Origin of the sequence: Terrabacter sp. RAF57 (assembly GCF_052113925.1) — a bacterium.
Lineage (GTDB): Bacteria > Actinomycetota > Actinomycetes > Actinomycetales > Dermatophilaceae > Terrabacter.
Window position 1 is genome coordinate 43,564 of sequence record NZ_JBFRDT010000004.1, and the last position, 19,116, is coordinate 62,679.

General features: G+C 70.8%; 19 protein-coding genes. 7 read left to right on the forward strand and 12 right to left on the reverse strand.

Features of this window, described 5'->3' with window-relative positions:
• Window positions 1-215: 215 nt before the first annotated feature.
• Window positions 216-869: a DUF6318 family protein gene (locus tag AB4Y83_RS07355; protein WP_442296442.1), complete on the forward strand. Its 654-nt coding sequence runs from the start codon at window positions 216-218 to the stop codon at window positions 867-869.
• Between the two features lie 473 nt (window positions 870-1,342).
• Window positions 1,343-1,771 (forward strand): PKD domain-containing protein, encoded by a 429-nt coding sequence (locus AB4Y83_RS07360; protein ID WP_442275466.1) that lies wholly within the window; start codon window positions 1,343-1,345, stop codon window positions 1,769-1,771.
• A gap of 110 nt (window positions 1,772-1,881) precedes the next feature.
• On the opposite strand, the gene arfC is transcribed toward AB4Y83_RS07360, so the two are convergent.
• The 3 genes from arfC to AB4Y83_RS07375 form a co-directional block, all read right to left on the reverse strand.
• Window positions 1,882-2,694 (reverse strand): channel accessory protein ArfC, encoded by an 813-nt coding sequence (gene arfC, locus AB4Y83_RS07365; protein WP_442296443.1) that lies wholly within the window; start codon window positions 2,692-2,694, stop codon window positions 1,882-1,884.
• Window positions 2,691-2,972, reverse strand: coding sequence for a hypothetical protein (locus AB4Y83_RS07370; RefSeq protein WP_442275468.1), 282 nt, complete (start codon window positions 2,970-2,972; stop codon window positions 2,691-2,693). Before AB4Y83_RS07370 ends, arfC begins: the two co-directional genes overlap by 4 nt.
• Window positions 2,973-3,086: 114 nt before the next feature.
• A complete protein-coding gene (locus AB4Y83_RS07375; RefSeq protein WP_442296444.1) occupies window positions 3,087-3,521 on the reverse strand; it encodes a hypothetical protein in 435 nt (144 codons plus the stop codon).
• 156 nt (window positions 3,522-3,677) lie between these two features.
• On the opposite strand from AB4Y83_RS07375, the gene AB4Y83_RS07380 reads away from it, so the two are divergent.
• Window positions 3,678-5,144 carry an amidase gene (locus tag AB4Y83_RS07380; protein ID WP_442296445.1) on the forward strand — a complete coding sequence of 489 codons (1,467 nt, stop codon included), beginning with the start codon at window positions 3,678-3,680 and terminating at the stop codon, window positions 5,142-5,144.
• Window positions 5,145-5,180: 36 nt separating this feature from the next.
• Window positions 5,181-7,640 (forward strand): Tex family protein, encoded by a 2,460-nt coding sequence (locus AB4Y83_RS07385; RefSeq protein ID WP_442296446.1) that lies wholly within the window; start codon window positions 5,181-5,183, stop codon window positions 7,638-7,640.
• An 18-nt stretch (window positions 7,641-7,658) separates the two neighbouring features.
• Here the strand turns inward: AB4Y83_RS07385 and AB4Y83_RS07390 are convergent, their stop codons facing one another.
• Window positions 7,659-8,039, reverse strand: a complete 381-nt coding sequence (locus tag AB4Y83_RS07390; protein WP_442296447.1) for a VOC family protein — start codon at window positions 8,037-8,039, stop codon at window positions 7,659-7,661.
• Window positions 8,040-8,172: 133 nt separating this feature from the next.
• Between AB4Y83_RS07390 and AB4Y83_RS07395 the strand changes: the two genes are divergently transcribed.
• On the forward strand, window positions 8,173-8,607 hold the full coding sequence (locus AB4Y83_RS07395) for an SRPBCC domain-containing protein (protein WP_442275473.1): 435 nt from the start codon (window positions 8,173-8,175) through the stop codon (window positions 8,605-8,607).
• A 127-nt stretch (window positions 8,608-8,734) separates the two neighbouring features.
• Here the strand turns inward: AB4Y83_RS07395 and AB4Y83_RS07400 are convergent, their stop codons facing one another.
• The 3 genes from AB4Y83_RS07400 to AB4Y83_RS07410 all read right to left on the reverse strand — a co-directional run bounded on the left by AB4Y83_RS07400 (window position 8,735) and on the right by AB4Y83_RS07410 (window position 12,024).
• The gene (locus AB4Y83_RS07400) at window positions 8,735-9,658 is read right to left on the reverse strand and encodes a universal stress protein (RefSeq protein ID WP_442296448.1); all 924 of its coding nucleotides are present in this window, start codon (window positions 9,656-9,658) and stop codon (window positions 8,735-8,737) included.
• A 174-nt stretch (window positions 9,659-9,832) separates the two neighbouring features.
• Window positions 9,833-11,371: a S8 family serine peptidase gene (locus AB4Y83_RS07405; RefSeq protein ID WP_442296449.1), complete on the reverse strand. Its 1,539-nt coding sequence runs from the start codon at window positions 11,369-11,371 to the stop codon at window positions 9,833-9,835.
• 215 nt (window positions 11,372-11,586) lie between these two features.
• Window positions 11,587-12,024 (reverse strand): ChaB family protein, encoded by a 438-nt coding sequence (locus AB4Y83_RS07410; RefSeq protein WP_442275476.1) that lies wholly within the window; start codon window positions 12,022-12,024, stop codon window positions 11,587-11,589.
• Between the two features lie 233 nt (window positions 12,025-12,257).
• Between AB4Y83_RS07410 and AB4Y83_RS07415 the strand changes: the two genes are divergently transcribed.
• Together AB4Y83_RS07415 and AB4Y83_RS07420 are read left to right on the forward strand one after the other, a co-directional pair.
• Window positions 12,258-13,721: an MFS transporter gene (locus AB4Y83_RS07415; protein WP_442296450.1), complete on the forward strand. Its 1,464-nt coding sequence runs from the start codon at window positions 12,258-12,260 to the stop codon at window positions 13,719-13,721.
• A complete protein-coding gene (locus tag AB4Y83_RS07420; RefSeq protein WP_442296451.1) occupies window positions 13,718-14,272 on the forward strand; it encodes a universal stress protein in 555 nt (184 codons plus the stop codon). The genes AB4Y83_RS07415 and AB4Y83_RS07420 overlap by 4 nt, the downstream gene beginning before the upstream one ends.
• Window positions 14,273-14,398: 126 nt before the next feature.
• On the opposite strand, the gene AB4Y83_RS07425 is transcribed toward AB4Y83_RS07420, so the two are convergent.
• The 5 genes from AB4Y83_RS07425 to AB4Y83_RS07445 all read right to left on the reverse strand — a co-directional run bounded on the left by AB4Y83_RS07425 (window position 14,399) and on the right by AB4Y83_RS07445 (window position 18,985).
• Entirely contained in the window at window positions 14,399-14,578 is a 180-nt protein-coding gene (locus AB4Y83_RS07425; RefSeq protein WP_442296452.1) for a hypothetical protein, read from the reverse strand.
• 149 nt (window positions 14,579-14,727) lie between these two features.
• On the reverse strand, window positions 14,728-15,297 hold the full coding sequence (locus AB4Y83_RS07430) for a universal stress protein (protein ID WP_442296453.1): 570 nt from the start codon (window positions 15,295-15,297) through the stop codon (window positions 14,728-14,730).
• A 25-nt stretch (window positions 15,298-15,322) separates the two neighbouring features.
• Window positions 15,323-16,264 carry a universal stress protein gene (locus AB4Y83_RS07435; protein ID WP_442275480.1) on the reverse strand — a complete coding sequence of 314 codons (942 nt, stop codon included), beginning with the start codon at window positions 16,262-16,264 and terminating at the stop codon, window positions 15,323-15,325.
• Window positions 16,265-16,400: 136 nt separating this feature from the next.
• Window positions 16,401-16,874 carry a hypothetical protein gene (locus AB4Y83_RS07440; RefSeq protein ID WP_442296454.1) on the reverse strand — a complete coding sequence of 158 codons (474 nt, stop codon included), beginning with the start codon at window positions 16,872-16,874 and terminating at the stop codon, window positions 16,401-16,403.
• Window positions 16,871-18,985, reverse strand: coding sequence for a CARDB domain-containing protein (locus tag AB4Y83_RS07445; protein WP_442296455.1), 2,115 nt, complete (start codon window positions 18,983-18,985; stop codon window positions 16,871-16,873). The genes AB4Y83_RS07440 and AB4Y83_RS07445 overlap by 4 nt, the downstream gene beginning before the upstream one ends.
• Window positions 18,986-19,116: the final 131 nt, after the last annotated feature.

Genomic DNA, 19,116 nt, shown 5'->3' on the forward strand with positions numbered 1-19,116 from the left:
GGGTGTGTCGCCGGTGAGACCCCAGTAATCGCAGCGTCGAACGGCCCCTGACGGCAGCGAATCGCCACCATTGTCACCCGAGCACCCCGGCTCGGTGCACCCGGGGTGCCTGTGGATGACGGACGGGGCTCGGCGTGCGGGTGCGGCACGATCGTCGTAGGTTGCCGTCGTGGAACAAAGGGTGCACAACGCACCTCAGACGACGCAACCGCACGATGATCGACGATCGACAGGGGACGCCGATGACCGCCGCCGCACGCCCGCACCGACACCGCACACTCCTTGCGTATGCCGTCGCCCCCGTCGCGCTCGCGGCGCTGGGTGCGTGCACGGGCAGCGACACCGGTCCTGCGGTGACGACTCCCCCGTCGACCTCGGCCGTCACGAGCTCCTCTGCTCCCACGACCACCACAACCTCGGCCGCCCCGAGCCCCACCGCAACGGTCGACCCCGTCATCGCCAAGATCCCCGCCGCCGCCCGACCCGAGACACAGGCTGGCGCCGCTGCCTTCACCAGGTTCTTCTTCGAGCAGTTGAATCGCTCATTCAAAGACGCCTCACCAGAAGTCCTGGACGGTCTCTTTGCATCTTCCTGCGAGATCTGCACGGACTTGAGCAGGTCCGCCAAGGAATTGAAGATGGCGTCGGAACATCACGATGGCAACACATTGAAGGTCACTTTCTCATCAGCGACGATATTCAATGACCGCGACCGCCAAGTTCTGGTCAAGCTTGAGCAGTTCGCCGTTCCCGTCGTAGATGAGAACGGGAAGCGTGTCGACACGACAAGGGCTGGCTCGGGCGCCTTCGTCGCAGTCCTGCGGTTCAGTACGCACTGGGAACTTACCGACCTAGGCCGCCCGTCATGAAGTCCCTGCGAGTTGCCTTGGCCACGTGTTTGGTCGCCGTAGCCGCCCTCGTCATGTTTCCAAGCGATGCCTTTGCGTGCAGCAGCCGAGACGTTGTTAATTGCGAGACAGATAGCGACTACGCCACGATTGGGCTTCTGAGTCGCACCGAACTGAAGGCGCTGCCCAAGTTCCCGGGAGACAAGGGATCGACTGTTGTGGACGCAAATGACGAGAGGCCGCATTACGAGTACCGAACCCTCGCCGACTGCGACGAAGCAATACCAGGCACCCCGAACGAAGACGTGCAGTGCAGCAAAGCTCTGAGGGCGTGCCCACCTGACACCGTGGGCCCCCTGGCTCGCGTTTGGAGGCAAACGGTCTTGAGTGGTCGCGTGGTTGAGCCTTGGAACAGCGTGGGCCTCACCTGCCACACAGATGTGGCTCCCGGGTCAAGGCCGACGTTGACGATGGCTGACCTCAAGGCGGCGTTCATGAGAACGCCTTGGTCGAAGCCGCAGATCTCCAGCCAGCCGGCCGGCAACACGACACTCGTCAACCTCCGCACCTTCTACAAGGTCAACTGGACGTCGCAGGGATTCCAGCCCGGGGAGGTCGACCGGTCGGTCCTGCGGGGCATCCCGGTCCAGATCCGTCCGAAGCTGGTCGGGTTCACCTACGTGTTCGGCGACGGCTCGAGCACGGGCCCCACCACCTCGACCGGAGGCGTCTACCCGGACGGCGACGTCACACACGTCTACCGCGCCAAGGGCGAGTACCCCGTTCGCGTCGACACCGCCTTCGGGGCCGATTTCAGCCTCGACGGGTCGACGTGGGACGAGATCCCCTCGACGGTGACCGTGCCCGGACCCTCCACCACGGTGACGGTGCGTGAGGCGAAGGGCGTGCTCGTCAACCACTGACGTCACGCCGAGCCCTCATGACCTGATGGTGTGTGCAGCGAGCGTTGCCGGGGCACCGTTCAATGCACACAGGGCCGTGTGACGAGGGCCTGTGACGAGAGTGATCCGGGTCAGGGCTTCTCCTCCGGGGGGACGGAGTCATCCGGCTCGTCGAAGGTGAGCTCGCCCTGCGTCGGCCGTGCCCCGGGTCCAGCGACGCCGGCCACGTCGCCGCTCGGGGTGGCGTCGGCGGCGGGAACGATGTTGTTCGCCGGCGGCACCGACACGTCCGCGTCGAGGTCGTCCTCCTGGCTCGGCTCGACATCAGGCACCTCGTCCGCCCACGAACCCCCATCGTCCTCCTCGACTGCCTCGTCGAGCGCCGCCACAGCCTCGGGCTCACCCACTCCGGCCAGGTCACCGTTCGGGGTCGCGTCGACGACCGGTGCGATGTCAGAGGCCGCGCCATACGTCGCGTCGGCCACGGGTGCGATGTCAGAGGCCACGTCATCGTTCGGGGTCGCCTCTGCGACGGGCGCGACGTCGGCGGACTCGGCCGAGGACCTCGACAGCAGCGCGTCCTCGTCCTCGGCGTCACGATCCCACGACTCCGCCGCGCCCGGAGCCTCCGAGAGCGGCGTGTGAGGCCCTCCGAATCCACCCGCGTCACCATCGACCTCGTCGTGCGACCTCTGCGACGTCTCGGCGGGCTCGGTGGCCAGGACTCCGGCGCCGGCCGCGGCGGCGAGGTCGGCCCCTCCGGCGATGCCCACGGCTCCTGCCACGGGCTCGCCCGGGGAGACCACCGGAGTGAGTTCGGGCGCCGCCGGGTCGGCGGGGGCGCCTACACCCTCCTGCACCGTGCGGCTCGCGTGCTTGACGGTGAGGAACCACGTGATCGCGGCACCGAGGACGAACGCCAGCACCAGGAGCAGCCACTTCATCGCGTGCCCTCCCAACCGCCCGAGCCGCCAAGATCGGCGAACGCCTCGTCCGCGGACCGAGCCGGCACGAGCCGCCCGGACACCGCGATGGCGACGAGCGAGCCCACGACGAACCCGACGATGCTCCACAAGAAGCCGCTCCAGAAGCCGCCGTCGCTGCGACCGAGGAAGCCGAGCAGCACGGTCACGACGACGAGGGCCGTCCACCACGCGCCACCGACCCCGGTCCGGTACGAACGGGTCACGGTCTTCCCACTGCTGTGGGCCTGCTGGGACATCGGTCCTCCACGGGTTGCGTCGCGCGGTCGCGACGACGCTACCCCGCCCGCCCCCGAGGACGCAGGAAACGCCACGGCGTCCGTCGCCACTCCACGGTCCCCCGACGGTCCGTCTCAGGCCGCGGCGCAGCCACCCTCCGCCGTCAGCACCGCAACGGCGTCCGGGGCCGCGATCGCAACCGCGTGCAGGGTGAACCCAGTCGTGCGGCAGGCGTCTTCGAACGCCGCCCGCAGGTCACGATCACGAGGGGTGGGCGCCGCCCGGCCGGGCCGTGCGATCACCATGACGACGTCGTGCACGTCATGCCGCGCCATCTCGGACAGGAGCAGCCCGACGCCCTCGAGGACCTGGCCGACATCGACGCGCCGCGGCTCGTCGGGCAGGCAGATCGGCTGGAGCAGCCGCCCGTTGTCGTGCATGAACAGCAGGTAGGTCGCTCCGTCGCACCTCGTCTGCTCGGTGACGATGAGGTCGACCACCCCCTCGAAGACGTCGGGGTCGGTGATCGGTCGCTGGGCCCAGTCTCGCGGAAGCTCGTCGAAGCGCATGGCAAGAGCATGGCCGCCACCGCTGACAGTCGACCGGCGTTGTCCACACGCCCCGACGACGCCTCACCGCGAGAGGTAGCGTTCTGGCACCAGGTCCGATGCCACGATCTCCTCGCCAGCGGGCGGCGCGAGGCCGACCGCCGCGGAAGGACGTCCATGCCGCACACGTCTGGCCGACCGGCCAGCCTCACCGCCACCGAGCTCGTCGCTGCGTACGCCTCCGGCGACCTCTCTCCCGTCGACGTGCTGCACGACGTCGCCGACGTCATCGAGACCCGGGAGCCTCTGCTCAACGCCTTCTGGCGGCTCGACCTCGAGGGTGCCGAGGCTGCCGCCCGCGACAGTGAGGCCCGTTGGCGCAGGAGTGAACCCGCGGGGCCGATCGACGGCGTGCCGGTGACGATCAAGGAGAACCTCGGTCGCGCCGGCGTCCCGATGCCCTTCGGCAACGCCGGCGTCGAGCCCGTCGTCCCGACACGGAGCAGCCCGGTCGTCGAGCGGATCGAGGAGTCCGGCGGCGTCGTGCTCGGCTCCACGGTGATGCCCGACTGGGGCATGCTCAGCTCGGGCGTCTCGAGCCTGCACGGCATCACCCGTTCGCCGTGGGACCCCTCACTGACGACGGGGGGCTCCAGCTCAGGCGCCGGCGCCGCCGCCGCTGGCGGCTACGGGCCGCTGCACGTCGGCACGGACATCGGCGGCTCGATCCGTCTGCCGGGCACCTGGCTCGGCCTGACGACCCTCAAGCCGAGCGCCGGACGTGTCCCCCTCGACGCCCCGTACCTCGGCCGAGTGGCCGGCCCGCTCGTACGGTCGGCCGCAGACGCGGCGCTGTTGCTGTCGGTGATCAGCCGCCCCGACCCGCGCGACTGGACGAGCCTCCCGCCCGCCGACCTCGCCGCTGTGCTGCCCCACGACGCCCTCGACGTCTCCCGTCTGCGCATCGGTCTGCTGCTCGATGCCGGGTGCGGGCTTCCGGTCGACCCGGTCGTGGCGCACGCGGTCGAGGCTGCCGCCGCCCTCTTCGCCGACTCCGGAGCGGAGGTGGTGCCCCTGGCCCCGTTCATGGCGCCGAGGATGCTGCGGGATCTCGACGAGTTCTGGCGGATGCGTTCGCTCACCGACTTCGACGCCCTGACACCGGAGGCCCGCGCGCGGGTGCTCCCGTTCATCCGGCGGTGGGTGCTCGCCGTACGCGGCGTCGACGGGCCGTCGGTCATGCGCGACTACGCGAGCATCATGTCCCTCCAGCAGGCCACGATCGCCGCCACCGAGCGTTTCGACCTCGTGCTCTCCCCCGTCGCACCGATGACGGCGTTTCCTGCAGGGTGGCCGATGCCGTGGGGCGACGACGACGAAGGCATGGCGCACATCGGCTTCACCGTGCCCTACAACATGTCCGGTCAGCCCGCGGCCTCGGTGAACTGCGGTTTCACCCCAGACGGGCGCACCATCGGCCTGCAGGTGTCCGGGCGACGCTTCGACGACCTCGGGGTGCTCCGCGCCGTCGACTGGTACGAGCGACGCCGCGGCGCGGCGGCGACGCCCCGCTGGCCCATCCCCGAGAGAGAACGAGGCGCGACTGCCACCCCCGCCCCTCGTCACGAGCAGGGCCGTCCGTGAGGCCCGCCCGAGGGGCGATCGGGCTCGCACGGCAGAATGCGTGGCCCCGGTGTGTCGTCGACGTCTAGGAGTTCAGCCCCCGTGAGCGTGCAGGTGAAGGTGCCGTCCATCGAACGTCGCATCGCAGAGGAGCTCGGTGTCCGCGACGGACAGGTGGCCGCGGCCGTCGGCCTGCTCGACGGCGGCTCGACGGTGCCCTTCGTGGCGCGCTACCGCAAGGAGGTCACGGGCGGCCTCGACGACGCCCAGCTGCGCACGCTCGAGGAGCGTCTCGGCTACCTCCGCGAGCTCGAGGAGCGACGCGCTGCCGTGCTCGCCTCCGTCGAGGAGCAGGGCAAGCTCGACGACACCCTGCGCGCGCAGATCCTCGCCGCGGAGACCAAGGCGCGCCTCGAGGACATCTACCTCCCGTTCAAGCCGAAGCGCCGCACCAAGGCGCAGGTCGCCCGCGAGGCAGGACTCGAGCCCCTCGCCGAGCTGCTGCTCGGCGACCCCGGCACCGACCCCGGCACCGCCGCAACGCGTTTCGTCGATGCCGACCGTGAGGTCGCCGACGCCGCCGCCGCTCTCGACGGCGCCCGCGCGATCCTCGTCGAGCGCTTCGCCGAGGACGCAGACCTCATCGGTGACCTGCGCGAGCGCGTCTGGAAGCAGGGCCACGTCGGCTCGCGTGTCCGCTCCGGCAAGGAGGAGGAGGGCGCGAAGTTCTCCGACTACTTCGACTTCGCCGAGCCCCTCGCCAAACTGCCCTCGCACCGCATCCTCGCCCTCTTCCGCGGCGAGAAGGAGGACGTCCTCTCGCTCGAGATCAACCCCGAGGACCCAGCGGCCGAGCAGCCGCCCGGCCCGACGGCATACGAACGCGCCATCGCTCGGCGATTCGGCATCGAGAACACCGGGCGCCCCGCCGATCAGTGGCTCGCCGACACCGTCCGTTGGGCCTGGCGCACGAAGATCCTCGTCCACCTCGGCATCGACGCCCGGATGCAGCTGCGCCGAGCGGCCGAGGAGGAGGCCGTACGCGTCTTCGCGGCCAACCTGCGCGACCTGCTGCTCGCTGCTCCCGCCGGTGCGCGGGCCACGATGGGTCTCGACCCGGGCTTCCGCACCGGCGTCAAGGTCGCCGTCGTGGACGGGACCGGCCGCGTCGTCGCGACCGAGGTCATCTACCCCCATGTCCCGCAGCACCAGTGGGACCGCTCGCTCGCGACCCTCGCACGGCTCGCGAAGGAGCACTCGGTCGACCTCATCGCCATCGGCAACGGCACCGCGTCGCGCGAGACCGATCGCCTCGCCGCCGACCTCATCAAGGCACACCCCGAGCTGAAGCTGACGTCGGCCGTCGTCTCCGAGGCCGGTGCCTCGGTCTACTCCGCGTCGGCGTTCGCGTCGCAGGAGCTGCCCGGCATGGACGTGTCGCTGCGCGGCGCCGTGTCGATCGCGCGGCGCCTGCAGGACCCCCTCGCCGAGCTCGTCAAGATCGACCCGAAGTCGATCGGCGTCGGTCAGTACCAGCACGACATCAGCCAGACGGCCCTCTCGCGCTCGCTCGACGCGGTCGTCGAGGACTGCGTCAACGCCGTCGGCGTCGACGTCAACACGGCGTCGGCTCCCCTGCTCACCCGCGTCTCGGGCATCACCCCCGGTCTCGCCGAAAGCATTGTCGCCCACCGTGACGCGACTGGCCCGTTCCGCACGCGCAAGGCTCTCAAGGACGTGCCGCGCCTCGGGCCGAAGGCGTTCGAGCAGGCGGCCGGCTTCCTCCGGATCCCGGGCGGCGACGACCCGCTGGACGCGTCGGCCGTGCACCCCGAGGCCTACCCCGTCGTCCGACGCATGCTCGAGTCGACCGGGCAGAAGCTGACCTCGCTCATCGGCAACACCGTTGCGCTGCAAGCAATCCGTCCTGCCGACTACGTCGACGACAGCTTCGGCCTGCCGACCGTCACCGACATCATCAGCGAGCTCGACAAGCCCGGGCGCGACCCGCGACCGACCTTCAGGACGGCGACCTTCAAGGACGGCGTCGAGGAGATCAAGCACCTCAAGCCGGGGATGACGCTCGAGGGCGTCGTGACCAACGTCGCGGCGTTCGGTGCGTTCATCGACATCGGTGTCCACCAGGACGGCCTGGCCCACGTCTCGGCGCTCTCCAAGAGGTTCGTGCGCGACCCGCACGACGTCGTGAGGTCCGGCGACGTCGTCATGGTCAAGGTCCTCGACGTCGACGTGCCCCGCAAGCGGATCTCGCTGACCCTGCGCCTCGACGACGAGGTGACTCCGGGCTCCCCGAAGGAGCGGACCGGACAGGGCCCGGGAGACCAGCCGCGCGGCGACCAGAGCCGTGATGGCCAGGGCCGTGGCGGCCAGGGCCGCGGTGGCCACGGTCGCGGAGGTCAGGGCTCTGGAGCCCAGGGCGGCCGGCCCCGCAGGGACGACCCGCCCGCCAACAGCGCCATGGCCGACGCCTTGCGCCGCGCCGGTTTCACCGGCTGACCGCGCGGCGACGGCGCCTCAGGCGTCCGGCGCGGCTGCGTGGAAGACCGCCTCGACGTTGTTGCCGTCGGGGTCGCGCACGAACGCGCCGTAGTAGCCGGGGTGGTACTCCGGCCACAGGCGCGGCTCGTGCAGCGACTCGGCGCCGAGCTCGAGCGCCGTGGCGTGGAAGGCCCGCACCGCGTCGACGCCGTCCGCCTGGAACGCGCAGTGCATCTCGCGGTTGGGCTCGGTCCCCTGCCATCGGCTGATCCAGAAGTCCGGGTGCCCCTCGGTGCCGTAGCCGATGGCCACGCCGACGTCCATCTGTCGGGTGTAGCCGAGGACGCCGAGCACCGCGTCGTAGAAGCGGGCGCTGGCCTCGAGGTCGGAGCAGTTGACGCCGAAGTGGTCGATCATGCCCCCGAGGCTAGGCCCGAAGCGGACCGAAGTGGGGGCCTTCACCCATTGTCTTCCGGGCCAGTCTTTGGTCGACTGTCAGTGGTGGGTCCGGCCCCATCAGGGGGCCGGTCCGTACGACCCGGAGGTGCCCATGAGCAGTTCAACGCAGTCGATCCCCGAGAACGCGGAGGATGCCGAGCTCGAAGGATCTCCCGCGGGCGTGCACTCGAGCCTGACCGTCGGCGCGCCCGTCGACCGGGTGTGGCAGCACCTCATCAGCGCCCGCGGCACCGAGGCGCTCCTCGGCCCCGGCGTCACGCTCGGCAACAAGGGCGAGTCGTGGCACAGCTCCGACGGTCCCCATGGCGTCGTGCGCAGCTACCACCCGATGGAGCAGGTACGCGTGTCGTGGCACCCCCACGCGGACGGCCCGCTCAGCATCGTCGACCTGCAGCTCAAACCGGACGGTGAGGGCACGCGCGTCGACCTCTACCACGAGGGTCAGGGCATCGCCGAGGACGGCGCCGGCGACAAGTCCCGCTGGGACGACGCCCTCGGCCGTTTCGCGCAGGCCCTCGACGCCTGAGCCCAGCGCCCGGGCCGAGGGGCCAGGCGCCGACGACGCCGTCGCGGACGCTCGACGCCGTCGCGGACGCTCGACGCCGTCGCGGACGCTCGACGCCGTCGCGGACGCTCGACGCCGTCGCGGACGCTCAGCGGACGACCATGACGGGGCAGGCCGCGTCGTGGATGGCGCGGTGGCTGACCGACCCGAGCAGCATGCCCGTGAACCCGCCGTGCCCCCGTGAGCCGACGACGATCATCCCTGCCGTCGCGCCCAGGTCGGCGAGGGACTGGCCCGGGTCTCCGTAGAGCACCTCCGTCGTGACGATGACCTTCGGGTGCAGCGCCCGCACGCGCTCGGCCGCGCGCAGCACCGACTGCTCGGCGTTGTCGCGGATCGCGTGTGTCTCCTCCGTCCCGCCCTTGGCGGTCTCGACGTACGTCCAGGCCTCCATCGACGGCGAGTGCGCGACGCGCACGATGTGCAGCACGGCCCCCTCGCGCTCGGCGACCTCGACGGCCGCGTCGACCGCCCGCATCGCGGCGTCCGAGTCGTCGATGCCGACGACGACGTCGTGCCCGCGCCCGGGACGGGGCGGCATCGGCACGTCGTCGGGGGTCTTGCCCTCCGGTCCGCGGACGACGACGACGGGGCAGTGCGCGTGCGCGGCGACGGCATACGACGTAGAACCGAGCAGCCCGGCCAGGATGCGTCCACGCCCGCGGCTGCCGACGACGACCATGGCGGCGTCCTTCGACATCTCGACGAGCTGGGCGGCGGCGCTGCCGAGCCAGTACTGCGTCGTCACCTGGGAGGCGTCGAGCGTGGCGCCGGCGCGGACCGCACCCTCGTCGACGATCGCCTTGGCGGCGTGCTCGAGCGAGGGCTCGATCTCGGAGAGGTCCATCGCCGGGAACGCGGGGGTGGCGGCCAGGTTGACGTTGTGCACCAGGGTCAGGTGCTTGCCCTGCTGCCGAGCCGTCTCCGCGGCCCACTCGAGCGCGAGCTGTGATGATGCCGAACCGTCGTAGGCGACGACGATCCCGTTCGTGGTCCACACCTGGCCGTTCATGGTGCTCCCCTTCTCTCGTTCACATGGCCGGGCCTCTGCTCCGTCCACCTCCATCGTCCCGCCCGGCCAAGAGGCCGCAGGTCCTTTGTGACCACTCAGACAGGGCACGCGTCCCCGATGGCGTATGCCGCCGGGCCGGGTCGAGCGACCCGGCCCGGCGGACTGCGTGGTGGGTCAGCCGACGGCCTTGAGCGCGTCCACTTCCCCAGCGCCGAACCAGCCGTTCTGGCCGCGGCCGCCCTGACACCGCTGCGCCGCGCCGTCGTCGACGCCCGGGAAGAAGGCGTACGGCGAGATGTCCGCGGGGCACGCGATCGGGTTCGTCGCACGCTGCAGATCGGCTGCGAGCGCACCACCGGTGTCGCCGGTGACACTCGCGATGAGCGCGGCCACGCCGGCGGCGTGCGGGGAGGCCATCGACGTGCCCTGCTGGTAGCAGTACGTCGCGCCACTCGCATCGACGAGTCGACGTGCCGGCAGGCACGTCACCGTGAGCAGCGCCGCGGGCCAGGTCGAGAGCACCCGGCCGTTGGGAGCGGCGGGCGTCAGCTGCAGGATGGAGTCGCCGCCCGGCGCCGCGACGTCGACCGCCGAGATGCCGTAGGACGAGTAGAACGACTTCATCTGCTTGTTGCCCGTGGCGCTGACGCCCACGACGCCCGGCACCTCGGTCGGGACGACGGCACACGCGTTGCTGATCGTCCGGAGCACCGGGTTCGTGTCGTCGGGACTCGTCGCGTCCTGGGTCGGGTGCGACAGGTCGTCAGCCTGGTTGCCCGCGGCCGCGACGACGAGCACACCCTTGTTCTGGGCGTACTTGATGGCGCGACGCTCGGCGGTCCAGATGGCCCGCTGCTCGGCGTCGTTGCGGCAGTTGAAGAGCCACGGGTCGGCGAAGTAGCTGTTGTTCGTCACGTCGACGCCGTGGTCGGCCGCCCACATGAAGGAGCAGACGACGGCCTCGGGGAAGAAGAAGCCGTCGGCGTTGCCGGCCTTGATGCCGGCGATCTTCACGCTCGGTGCCACCCCGACGATGCCGATGCCGTTCGCAGCTGCGGCGATCGTGCCGGCCGTGTGCGTGCCGTGACCGTTGTCGTCGGCGGCCGCCACCGCGCCGGGCACGGGGGCCCCGCTGACGCAGTTGGCGCTCGCGGCGGAGTCGACGTTCGGCGCGAGGTCCGGGTGCGTGTAGTCGAGGCCGGTGTCGATGTCTCCCACGAGGATCGAGGGGTCACCCGTGCTGATGGCGTGTGCCTCGCCGACCTTGATCTGGGTCATGTCCCACTGCAACCCCGACAGCGAGTCGTTGAGGCCCGGGAGTCCTGCCACGTTCGCGGTGGTCTGGGTCGCGGCTGCGGTGTCGGCCGAGACCGCTCCGCCGTCGACGGCGCTGGCGAACCTCGTCGTGGCGACGGCGCCCTCGACACCCGTGGCCCGACGCATCTTCGCGGCGAAGTCGGGGCTGGCAGACCGCGCGACGACGACGCTGATGGGGGCGTAGGTCGCGACGACCTGACCGCCCGCTGCGGCGACGGCGCTGCCCGCGCCGCTCGTGGAGGTCTTCTCCTTGTAGACGACCAGATAGGTCGAGCTCGCGCCGGTCGTGGAGGCGTCGGCCGACGCCACCCCGGTCGCGAGTGCGGCGGCCGCGACGACCGCGACCGCCCCGAGTACTGCAGTCCCCCGAGATCCACCCCTTCGTGACACGGACATGGTGCTCTCCTCCGCGGTGGCGGCGTGTGCGTCCCACCGCTCCGGGCCGACTCCTGTGGCGGCCCAGTTGTCCACGCTAGGGCTGTCGGGTCGTCGGCACCGGCCTTCTCAGGAGCCTGAGAGTCCGCTCGACGATCGCTGGGAATGATTCGGGCGTTTGGGGCTTCTGCGAGCGAATTCTCCCGTGCGAGTAGAGGACTCGAGTCGAGGACTCGTCAGGTCGAGTCCCGGGCGGCAGCCGTGGCGCGGTCGTTGGCGCGCTGGATCGCCTCGACGAGCTCGGCCTTGCTCATGGTGGAGCGCCCCGACACCTCGAGGCGCTTGGCGATGTCGTAGAGGTGTCGCTTCGAGGCGTTGGCGTCGACCCCGCCRGCCGAGTCCCCGTCGTCGCGGTGGGCCCTCGCCTCGGCACCGCGGCGTTCGGCCTGGCGGTCGCTCGGTCCCTTCTCGGCCTTCTCCTCCCAGTGGTCGCCGACCTTCTCGAAGGAGTGCTTGAGCGAAGCGAACGCCGTGCGGTGGGCTCGCTCGCCCTCGCCGTACTGCTCCACCGCGGCGTCGTGCGTCGCGAGCCACGTCTCCTGCGCCTTCTTCGACGACCGCTCGAGGGTCGAGGGCAGGTCCGTGCTTCCGCTCGTTGGCTTCCTGGCCGGCATGTCGTTCCTCCTGCGCTGTCGAGGGAGGGCGCCTGTGCCCCCGCCACCCTGACGTACCCAGCGGGACGGCGTGTGACCACCCGACGGCATACGCACTCGGGAGGGCACCGGGGCAAACCGACACGAAGCACGTTCGTCGTGCCGGGCCATGGGGTAGGACTCCGGCGGTGAGGACGCGGCGCCGCGCGCCCTGACCCGACGGTTCACAGCGATTCGGATCGAAGGAGATGGGGATGAGCGAGGCTGTCGCACAACGCACGGACGGTGCCATCAGGAGTCTGGTGCCCGCCCGTATGGACCGGCTCCCGTGGACGAAGTTCCACTGGTCGGTCGTTCTCGGGCTCGGGGTGTCGTGGATCCTCGACGGACTCGAGATCCAGATCGTGTCGGAGTCGGGGTTCCAGAAGACGCTCGGCATGTCCGCCACGCAGGTGGGGCTGACGGGCACGGTCTACCTCGTCGGCCAGGTGGTCGGAGCGCTGACGTTCGGTCGCCTGACCGACCGGCTCGGGCGCCGCAAGCTGTTCATCATGACGCTGGTCATCTACCTGATCGGATCAGGCCTGGCCGGCCTCTCACCGAACATGTGGTTCCTGTGGGTCTGCCGCTTCGTCGCCGGTTTGGGCATCGGCGGTGAGTACACCGCGATCAACTCGGCCATCGACGAGCTGATCCCCGCGCGCTTCCGCGGTCGCGTCGACATCGCGATCAACGGGACGTACTGGTTCGGCGCGTTCTTCGGAGCGCTCGCGAACCTCTACCTGCTCAACCCCGACAACGTCGCCGAGAACGTCGGCTGGCGCCTGGCGTTCTTCATCGGCCCGATCCTCGGCCTGTCGATCATCTGGCTGCGCCGGCACATCCCGGAGAGCCCGCGCTGGCTGCTCACCCACGGTCGCGGGGAGGAGGCCGAGCGCACGGTCGACGAGATCGAGGAGCGGGTGCGTCGCGAGGGTGGCGAGATCCCGGAGGTCGACGACAGCAAGGCCATCCTCGTCAAGCCCGAGGACCGCATGGGGCCGAAGGTGCTGTGGGACGTGTTCGTGCGGCGCTACGGACGACGCACGGTGCTCGGCCTGACGATGATGGTGACGCAGAGCTTCCTCTACAACGCGATCTTCTTCACGTACGCGTTGGTGCTGACGAACTTCTACGGCATCAGCAAGGCCCAGACCTCGCTCTACTTCCTGCCGTTCGCGGCCGGCAACCTGATGGGACCGCTGCTCCTCGGTCATCTCTTCGACACCATCGGGCGTCGCAAGATGATCTTCAGCACCTACACGATCGCGGGGCTCGTCCTGCTCGTGTCGGCCTGGGCCTTCCACGCCGAGATCCTCACCGCGACGACGCACACGATCTTCTGGTGCGTCTCGTTCTTCTTCGCCTCGGCTGGAGCCTCCGCCGCCTACCTCACCGTGAGCGAGATCTTCCCGATCGAGGTGCGCGGCCAAGCGATCAGCTACTTCTTCGTCGTCGCCCAGTGCGCCGGCGCCGTCGCACCCGTGCTCTACGGCGCACTCATCGGCGACGGCAAGGACCGCGGCCCGCTCACGTGGGGCTACGTCGCCGGTGCGGTCATCATGATCATCGGTGGGGCCGTGGCCCTGGCGATCGGGATCGACGCGGAGCAGAAGTCCCTCGAGGACGTCGCCGACCCGCTGAGCAAGGTCTCGGAGGAGTCGGGGGCCGCGGCATGAACGTCGCGGACCTGGGGCGCCAGCACACGATCGTCGTCGGCGTGAGCCCCACGAGTGGCTCCCCCGGTGCCCTTCGATGGGCCGTCGAGCAGGCCGCGGCGCGCGGTGGACGCGTCGTGGCCGTCCGGGCCTGGCGCCCGCACGCACCCGAGACGGCGACCGGCGGCCGCGTGCCGTCGGTCGTCTCCGACGACAGCGCCCTCTCTGCCGAACAGTCACGCCTGGCCGAGGACGTCGCGCACGTCCTCGGCCGCGACCACCTCGTGGAGACGCGCGTCGTGGCGGGCAAGCGTCGTGCCGTCCTCGTCGAGGAGAGCCGCGGCGCCGACCTCGTCGTCATCGACGCCGGTCACTCCACCGAGGTCGGCGCCCGCTGGCTCGGCAGCCGTGTCGTGCGCGCAGCGCACTGCCCGGTCGTCGTCGTGCCACCCGCGCTCGGCGGCCGCGGGTCGAGCCCGCTCGGGGCGGCCGCCAGCAGCTTCGGCCGCTCGGTCGAACGCGCCGCCGGCACCGCCGGGCGCCCCGGCTTCCAGCGCCCGCCCTCGACCTGACGCCTTCGTCGCCTCTCACGAGACCGTATGCCGTGTGGCCCGGTCCCGGGACCCGAATCCTCCGCGAATTGCACCGATTCGGGCCCGGGACCCACCGCGCCCTGGTTCGGTTCGTCCGGAACCCGATCAGGGCACGAGCATGACCGGGCAGGTCGCGTCGCGGATGAGCTGGTAGGAAGACTGCTCGGACAGCACGGCAGCGGGCGCCTCTCGGAGTGGCGCACCGACGACGAGCAGTCCGGAATGTCCCGTGGCCTCCGCCAGGGCCGAGACCGGGTCGCCGGTGAGGATCTCGACAGTGACCACAAGCGCGGGGTGCTGTGATGTCAGGGAGGCGATGGCATACGGAATCCTCTGTCTCGCAGCATCACTGACGCCCCCACGTGTGGCCGTGACGAGCCGCAGCGACGCACTGCAGGCGACAGCGATGCGGGCCGCGGCGGACACGATTCGCTCTACGCGCCCAGCGTGCTCCTCCCCGTCCCCGCCGGCGATGGCGCAGACGACCTCGCCGCGCGGATCCGGGATCCGCGCGTCACCGCTCGCGAAGGACGCGAAGCGGCCGAGGTCGTGCAGGACGACGACGGGGCAGTACGCATGGGCGACGACCGCGTAGGAGACGGAGCCGATGAGCGCGGGCGGGCACGTCCCCGGCCGCGGGTCCCCAGCACGACGAGCTCGGCGGACATCGATGCATCGACCAGCGCGGGCGCCGGCCCGCCGACGGCATGGACCGCACGCACCCGCCCTCGGGCAAGCGCTGGGCCGGGCCAGGTCGACGGACCGCCGACGATCGTCCGGGCCACCATCTCCAGCGAGGGGCTCAGCGGGCGCAACGCGTAGCCGCGCCGGCTCGGCACCAGGTCGAGCTCGACGGCATGGATGATCTTCAGGCTGTCGTCGAGAACGCGAGAGACCGCCGCGGCCCAGACCAGGGCACACTGCGAGGCTGGGGACCCGTCGTAGCCCACGACGATCTGGCCGCAGGCTGGTCCGACATCCTGGATGCGAATTCCCTTGACCACCAGTGACGTCGAGTCATCTGCCGCGTCAGCGAATCACCATGACGGGGCACGGCGCGTCGTGGACGACCCGGTGACTGACCGAGCCGAGCAGCATTCCGGTGAAGCCCCCGTGACCGCGAGAACCCATGACGATGAGGCCGGCCCTCACGTCCACGGCGTAGGCCGCGACTGCAGCACCGGCCCCGCCACCGAGGACGGTGGTCTGCACGTCGAGCCCCGGGTGGGCACGTCGCGCGTCCTCCGCGACGTCGCGCAACAGCTGGCCGACGTGGAGGTGCATCTGGTCGATCATCTCCTCGCGACCCAGGATCGTGTCGGTCTCCGGCCACGCCTCGAGGCCACCCACGTTGTCGACGGCGACGATGTGCAGCGACGCCTCCGCGGCCGTGGCGATCTGCACGGCGGTCTCGAGCGCCTTCTGGGAGTTCTTGGAGTCGTCGAAGGCGACGACGACAGGATGCGACGGACCCGCGTGGATCACGGAGGACCCACGGACCACGACCGCGGGGCAGTGGGCGTGGGCCGTGACGGCATACGCCGTCGAGCCCAGCAGGCCACCGGAAACCGCCCCGTGGCCGCGTGACCCGGTGACGACGAGGTCGGCCCTGGACGAGATGCCGACGAGCTCGGCGGCGGCGCCGCCGATGACGCTCAGCGGGTGGACGTCCTTGCGGTCCAGTGTCTTCGTTGCGATGTCGATGGCCTCCGCCAGGACGCCTCGCGACATCTCGTCGTACGCGTGCGCCTGGACTCCGGGGTCGTAGGCGCGGAACGTCGGCGTCATCGTCAGCCCGACGCAGTGCAGCAGCGTCAGCTGGCGGTCGTCACGCTTCGCGGTCTCGACGGCCCAGTCGAGGGCGAGGCGTGCTCCCGGTGACCCGTCGTAGCCCACGACGATGCCGGCATCCATCGTCTCGTCGGTCGACTCGCGGGTCGACTCGTTCGTCGAGCTGACTGCGGCGCTCATCGCTCTCCCCTTCCACGGCGGTCGGGGCCGCATGCTCCGGCCACTCCCATCGTCCCGCGTCGGGCGTGCGTCGGCAGGGAGTTGTGACTGCTCAGACAGGTCGGCGGCGGGCGGCCCCCCCGCCGCCGACCTGGTGTCAGGTGCCGATCAGCACATTCACCGACGTGTTGTCGGTGCAGTCGGGGATCTCGCGGATGGCCCACCGGCCGCGGAGCCCGTTGCCGTCGAAGTTGGACTCGGCGTCCCGCTCCTCCACCTCACCCTCGGACGCCGACCAGCCACGGGTCGAGTAGGCGGTCTGCATGTCGGCGAGCGTCTGCTTGAACGGCTTGGGCGACACCGCGGTGACGACCGTGCGACCGGCGCTGCGGGCCTCGACGCTCGTGACGACGTACCCCTCCGGCACGACCGCGCTCGCGGGGAACGACGCCGGCACCGTCACCGGCTTGGCGTCCTTCGCGCAGACGAGGGCCGCACTGGTCGAGCTAGGCTGCGCCGCCATCGCCGACTCCAGCTCGTCGTTCTCGCAGCCGGCGAGGACGAGCGCCGTGACGAGCGCCCCGGCGGCGAGGGCGACGCGAGGTCCCGACCGCTGGTTGAGCCGTCTCATCTCGTCACCTGGAGCTGACGCTCGTTGTCGGCCTCGTCGGACTCCCGGATGCGTCCGTCCGGGTCGACGACGACGGCGACGACGTGCGTGCCCTTGCCGAGACGGACGCCCGGGAACGTGACGGCCGCCGAGCGGCCGGGCTGGACGTCGACCGGCGACGAGGTGGCGACGTCGACGCCGTCGACGCGGAGTCGCGTCGTGACGGCCCCGGCGGCGGCCTTGCCGGGGTTGGCGACGGTCGTCGACGCGGCATAGAGGCCGCCGGCCTTCGTGACGGACACGGAGGTCGGGGTGATGTTCGGCAGGGCGTCGTAGGCGGCATACAACGTGTTGCCCGCCTGCTGGCGCGCGATGGTCGCATAGGCATCGAAGTTCTGGGCGCCGCCCGACTGCGCGCAGGCACCGGTGCACCCGTCGGCATACCCGACCTCGACCCGGCCGGTCCGGTCGACCGTGACGTCCATGAAGTCGAGGAGGTTGCGGTCGTTGCCACACGTGGTGCCACCCGTGCAGATGGAGCCACGCTGGACGGGGTCGCTGGGCGTCGTGTCGACGGTGACCCAGCTCTTGCCGCCGTCGTACGTCGTCGCGACGTAGAGGTGCCAGTCACCCTTGAAGGTCGTGGCGTCCTGGTAGTTCCCGGCGGTGGTCGTGCCGATGAAGGCGAACGAGGCGCGGTCGTCGTCACCGGCCACGACAGCGGGGAAGACGGTGTTGTGCACCCCGAGGCCCGCGCCGACGTTCTGGTCGTCGGTCCACGTCTTGCCCTTGTCGCGGCTCACGGCGATGCGGGGGGTCCCGTCCGCGGCCTGGTAACCCATGTAGACCGTGCCCTTGGAGCCGATCCCGACGCTGGGGTCGGAGTCGCCCGCGGTGCTGGCCGGGTCCTTGCGGACCGACCACGTCGTGCCGCCGTCCTCGGAGACCGCGACCGCCTGGTTGCCTCCGCACGACTTGTTGGGGACATAGACCGTGCCGTCGTCCGGGGCCACCTTGACGTGACCGTGCAGGCCACCGCAGTCGAGGAGCGAGTACATCGGGATGGCGGGTCCGAAGGTGACCCCGCCGTCATGGCTCGAGGCGCAGTTGGCGTCGGCTATGTCCTGGCTGCAGTAGTAGACGGCGTTCGGGTAGCTCGACGTCGGCAGCGCACCGACGCCGTTCGGCGAGTAGGGACCTCCACCCACGGTCTGGTGGTCGACACCCGAGTTGAGGCCGCCGCCCTGGCTGGGCGACCACGTGGCGCCCTCGTCGTCGGAGTAGCACATGAGCGAGGTCTTGCCGGCGAGCTGGCTCTCGAAGACGCGTCCGGTCGCCCGGTCGGTGAAGCCGATCGGGTCGAGCGACGTCGATCCGCCCGTGGCGCAGCCGTTGGCCGGCTTCGCGGACACGTCGGACCACGTCACCGCGGACGGCGTGACGCTGTCGTCCCATGTCGCCCGGTACGTGTCGTAGAGGGCCTGGTAGAACGTCGAACCGGTCGTGTGGCTGCTGCCGATCGACGGCTCGCCCGCGTCGTGCGCGCGCCCGAACGACTGGGGTGCGCCGTACTGGCTGTAGGTCGGCGGCGTGGCTGCGCTCGGCGCGGGGTTGGCCGGGACGTCGGTCAGGGTCGCCGTGCCCGTGACGGACTCACCGAGCGGGGCATACGGCACGACCCTCACCGTGTAGTCGCCGCTGGTCGGTGCCACGACGAGGGTCTCGGGGTCCGCGCTCGAGGCGGACGACGCCACGACCGAGCCGTTCTGGTCGAGCAGGTAGATGTCGAAGTCGGCAGCAGGATTGGCCCAGCCCACCTTGACCGTCAGCTGGTGGGTGTCCCCGTAGCCGCTCGGGGTCGACACGTGCAGCGCGAAGTCGTCGCAGAGCCCGGGCCCGCACGTCACGTCGCCCGTCGTCCCGGTGACGTTGGGGGCGATGAAGGGGCCGGCGGTCCACCGGACGCTGGTGCTCGTGTCGGTGACGGCTCCCCCGGTCGGTGTGGCGGCGAGCGCGGGGGCGGCCACCCCCAGGGCGGCGACGAGGCCCGCGGCAGCGATGAGCGGGACGGCTCTGCCCCGGGCGCCGGCGCGGAAGCGGGGGCGGGCCCGCGAGGGAATGGTCGGCAGCATGGGTGCAGCTCCTTGATCCGAAGAGGATGACACCCCCGAGGTGTCCGGTCCGAGGACCGTCGAGAGAGGGCACGAGGACCTCGCTCGTCGGGTCCAACGAGTCGGAGGACCGGGCGGCTACGGATGCACGA

Coding starts and splice junctions, on each gene's coding strand:
- AB4Y83_RS07380 (WP_442296445.1), top strand. CDS start 3,678: ATGCCGCACACGTCTGGCCGACCGGCCAGCCTCACCGCCACCGAGCTC.
- AB4Y83_RS07445 (WP_442296455.1), bottom strand. CDS start 18,985: ATGCTGCCGACCATTCCCTCGCGGGCCCGCCCCCGCTTCCGCGCCGGC.
- AB4Y83_RS07435 (WP_442275480.1), bottom strand. CDS start 16,264: ATGAGCGCCGCAGTCAGCTCGACGAACGAGTCGACCCGCGAGTCGACC.
- AB4Y83_RS07395 (WP_442275473.1), top strand. CDS start 8,173: ATGAGCAGTTCAACGCAGTCGATCCCCGAGAACGCGGAGGATGCCGAG.
- AB4Y83_RS07360 (WP_442275466.1), top strand. CDS start 1,343: ATGAGAACGCCTTGGTCGAAGCCGCAGATCTCCAGCCAGCCGGCCGGC.
- AB4Y83_RS07400 (WP_442296448.1), bottom strand. CDS start 9,658: ATGAACGGCCAGGTGTGGACCACGAACGGGATCGTCGTCGCCTACGAC.
- AB4Y83_RS07420 (WP_442296451.1), top strand. CDS start 13,718: ATGAACGTCGCGGACCTGGGGCGCCAGCACACGATCGTCGTCGGCGTG.
- arfC (WP_442296443.1), bottom strand. CDS start 2,694: ATGAAGTGGCTGCTCCTGGTGCTGGCGTTCGTCCTCGGTGCCGCGATC.
- AB4Y83_RS07405 (WP_442296449.1), bottom strand. CDS start 11,371: ATGTCCGTGTCACGAAGGGGTGGATCTCGGGGGACTGCAGTACTCGGG.
- AB4Y83_RS07370 (WP_442275468.1), bottom strand. CDS start 2,972: ATGTCCCAGCAGGCCCACAGCAGTGGGAAGACCGTGACCCGTTCGTAC.
- AB4Y83_RS07390 (WP_442296447.1), bottom strand. CDS start 8,039: ATGATCGACCACTTCGGCGTCAACTGCTCCGACCTCGAGGCCAGCGCC.
- AB4Y83_RS07415 (WP_442296450.1), top strand. CDS start 12,258: ATGAGCGAGGCTGTCGCACAACGCACGGACGGTGCCATCAGGAGTCTG.
- AB4Y83_RS07440 (WP_442296454.1), bottom strand. CDS start 16,874: ATGAGACGGCTCAACCAGCGGTCGGGACCTCGCGTCGCCCTCGCCGCC.
- AB4Y83_RS07375 (WP_442296444.1), bottom strand. CDS start 3,521: ATGCGCTTCGACGAGCTTCCGCGAGACTGGGCCCAGCGACCGATCACC.
- AB4Y83_RS07355 (WP_442296442.1), top strand. CDS start 216: ATGATCGACGATCGACAGGGGACGCCGATGACCGCCGCCGCACGCCCG.
- AB4Y83_RS07385 (WP_442296446.1), top strand. CDS start 5,181: ATGCGTGGCCCCGGTGTGTCGTCGACGTCTAGGAGTTCAGCCCCCGTG.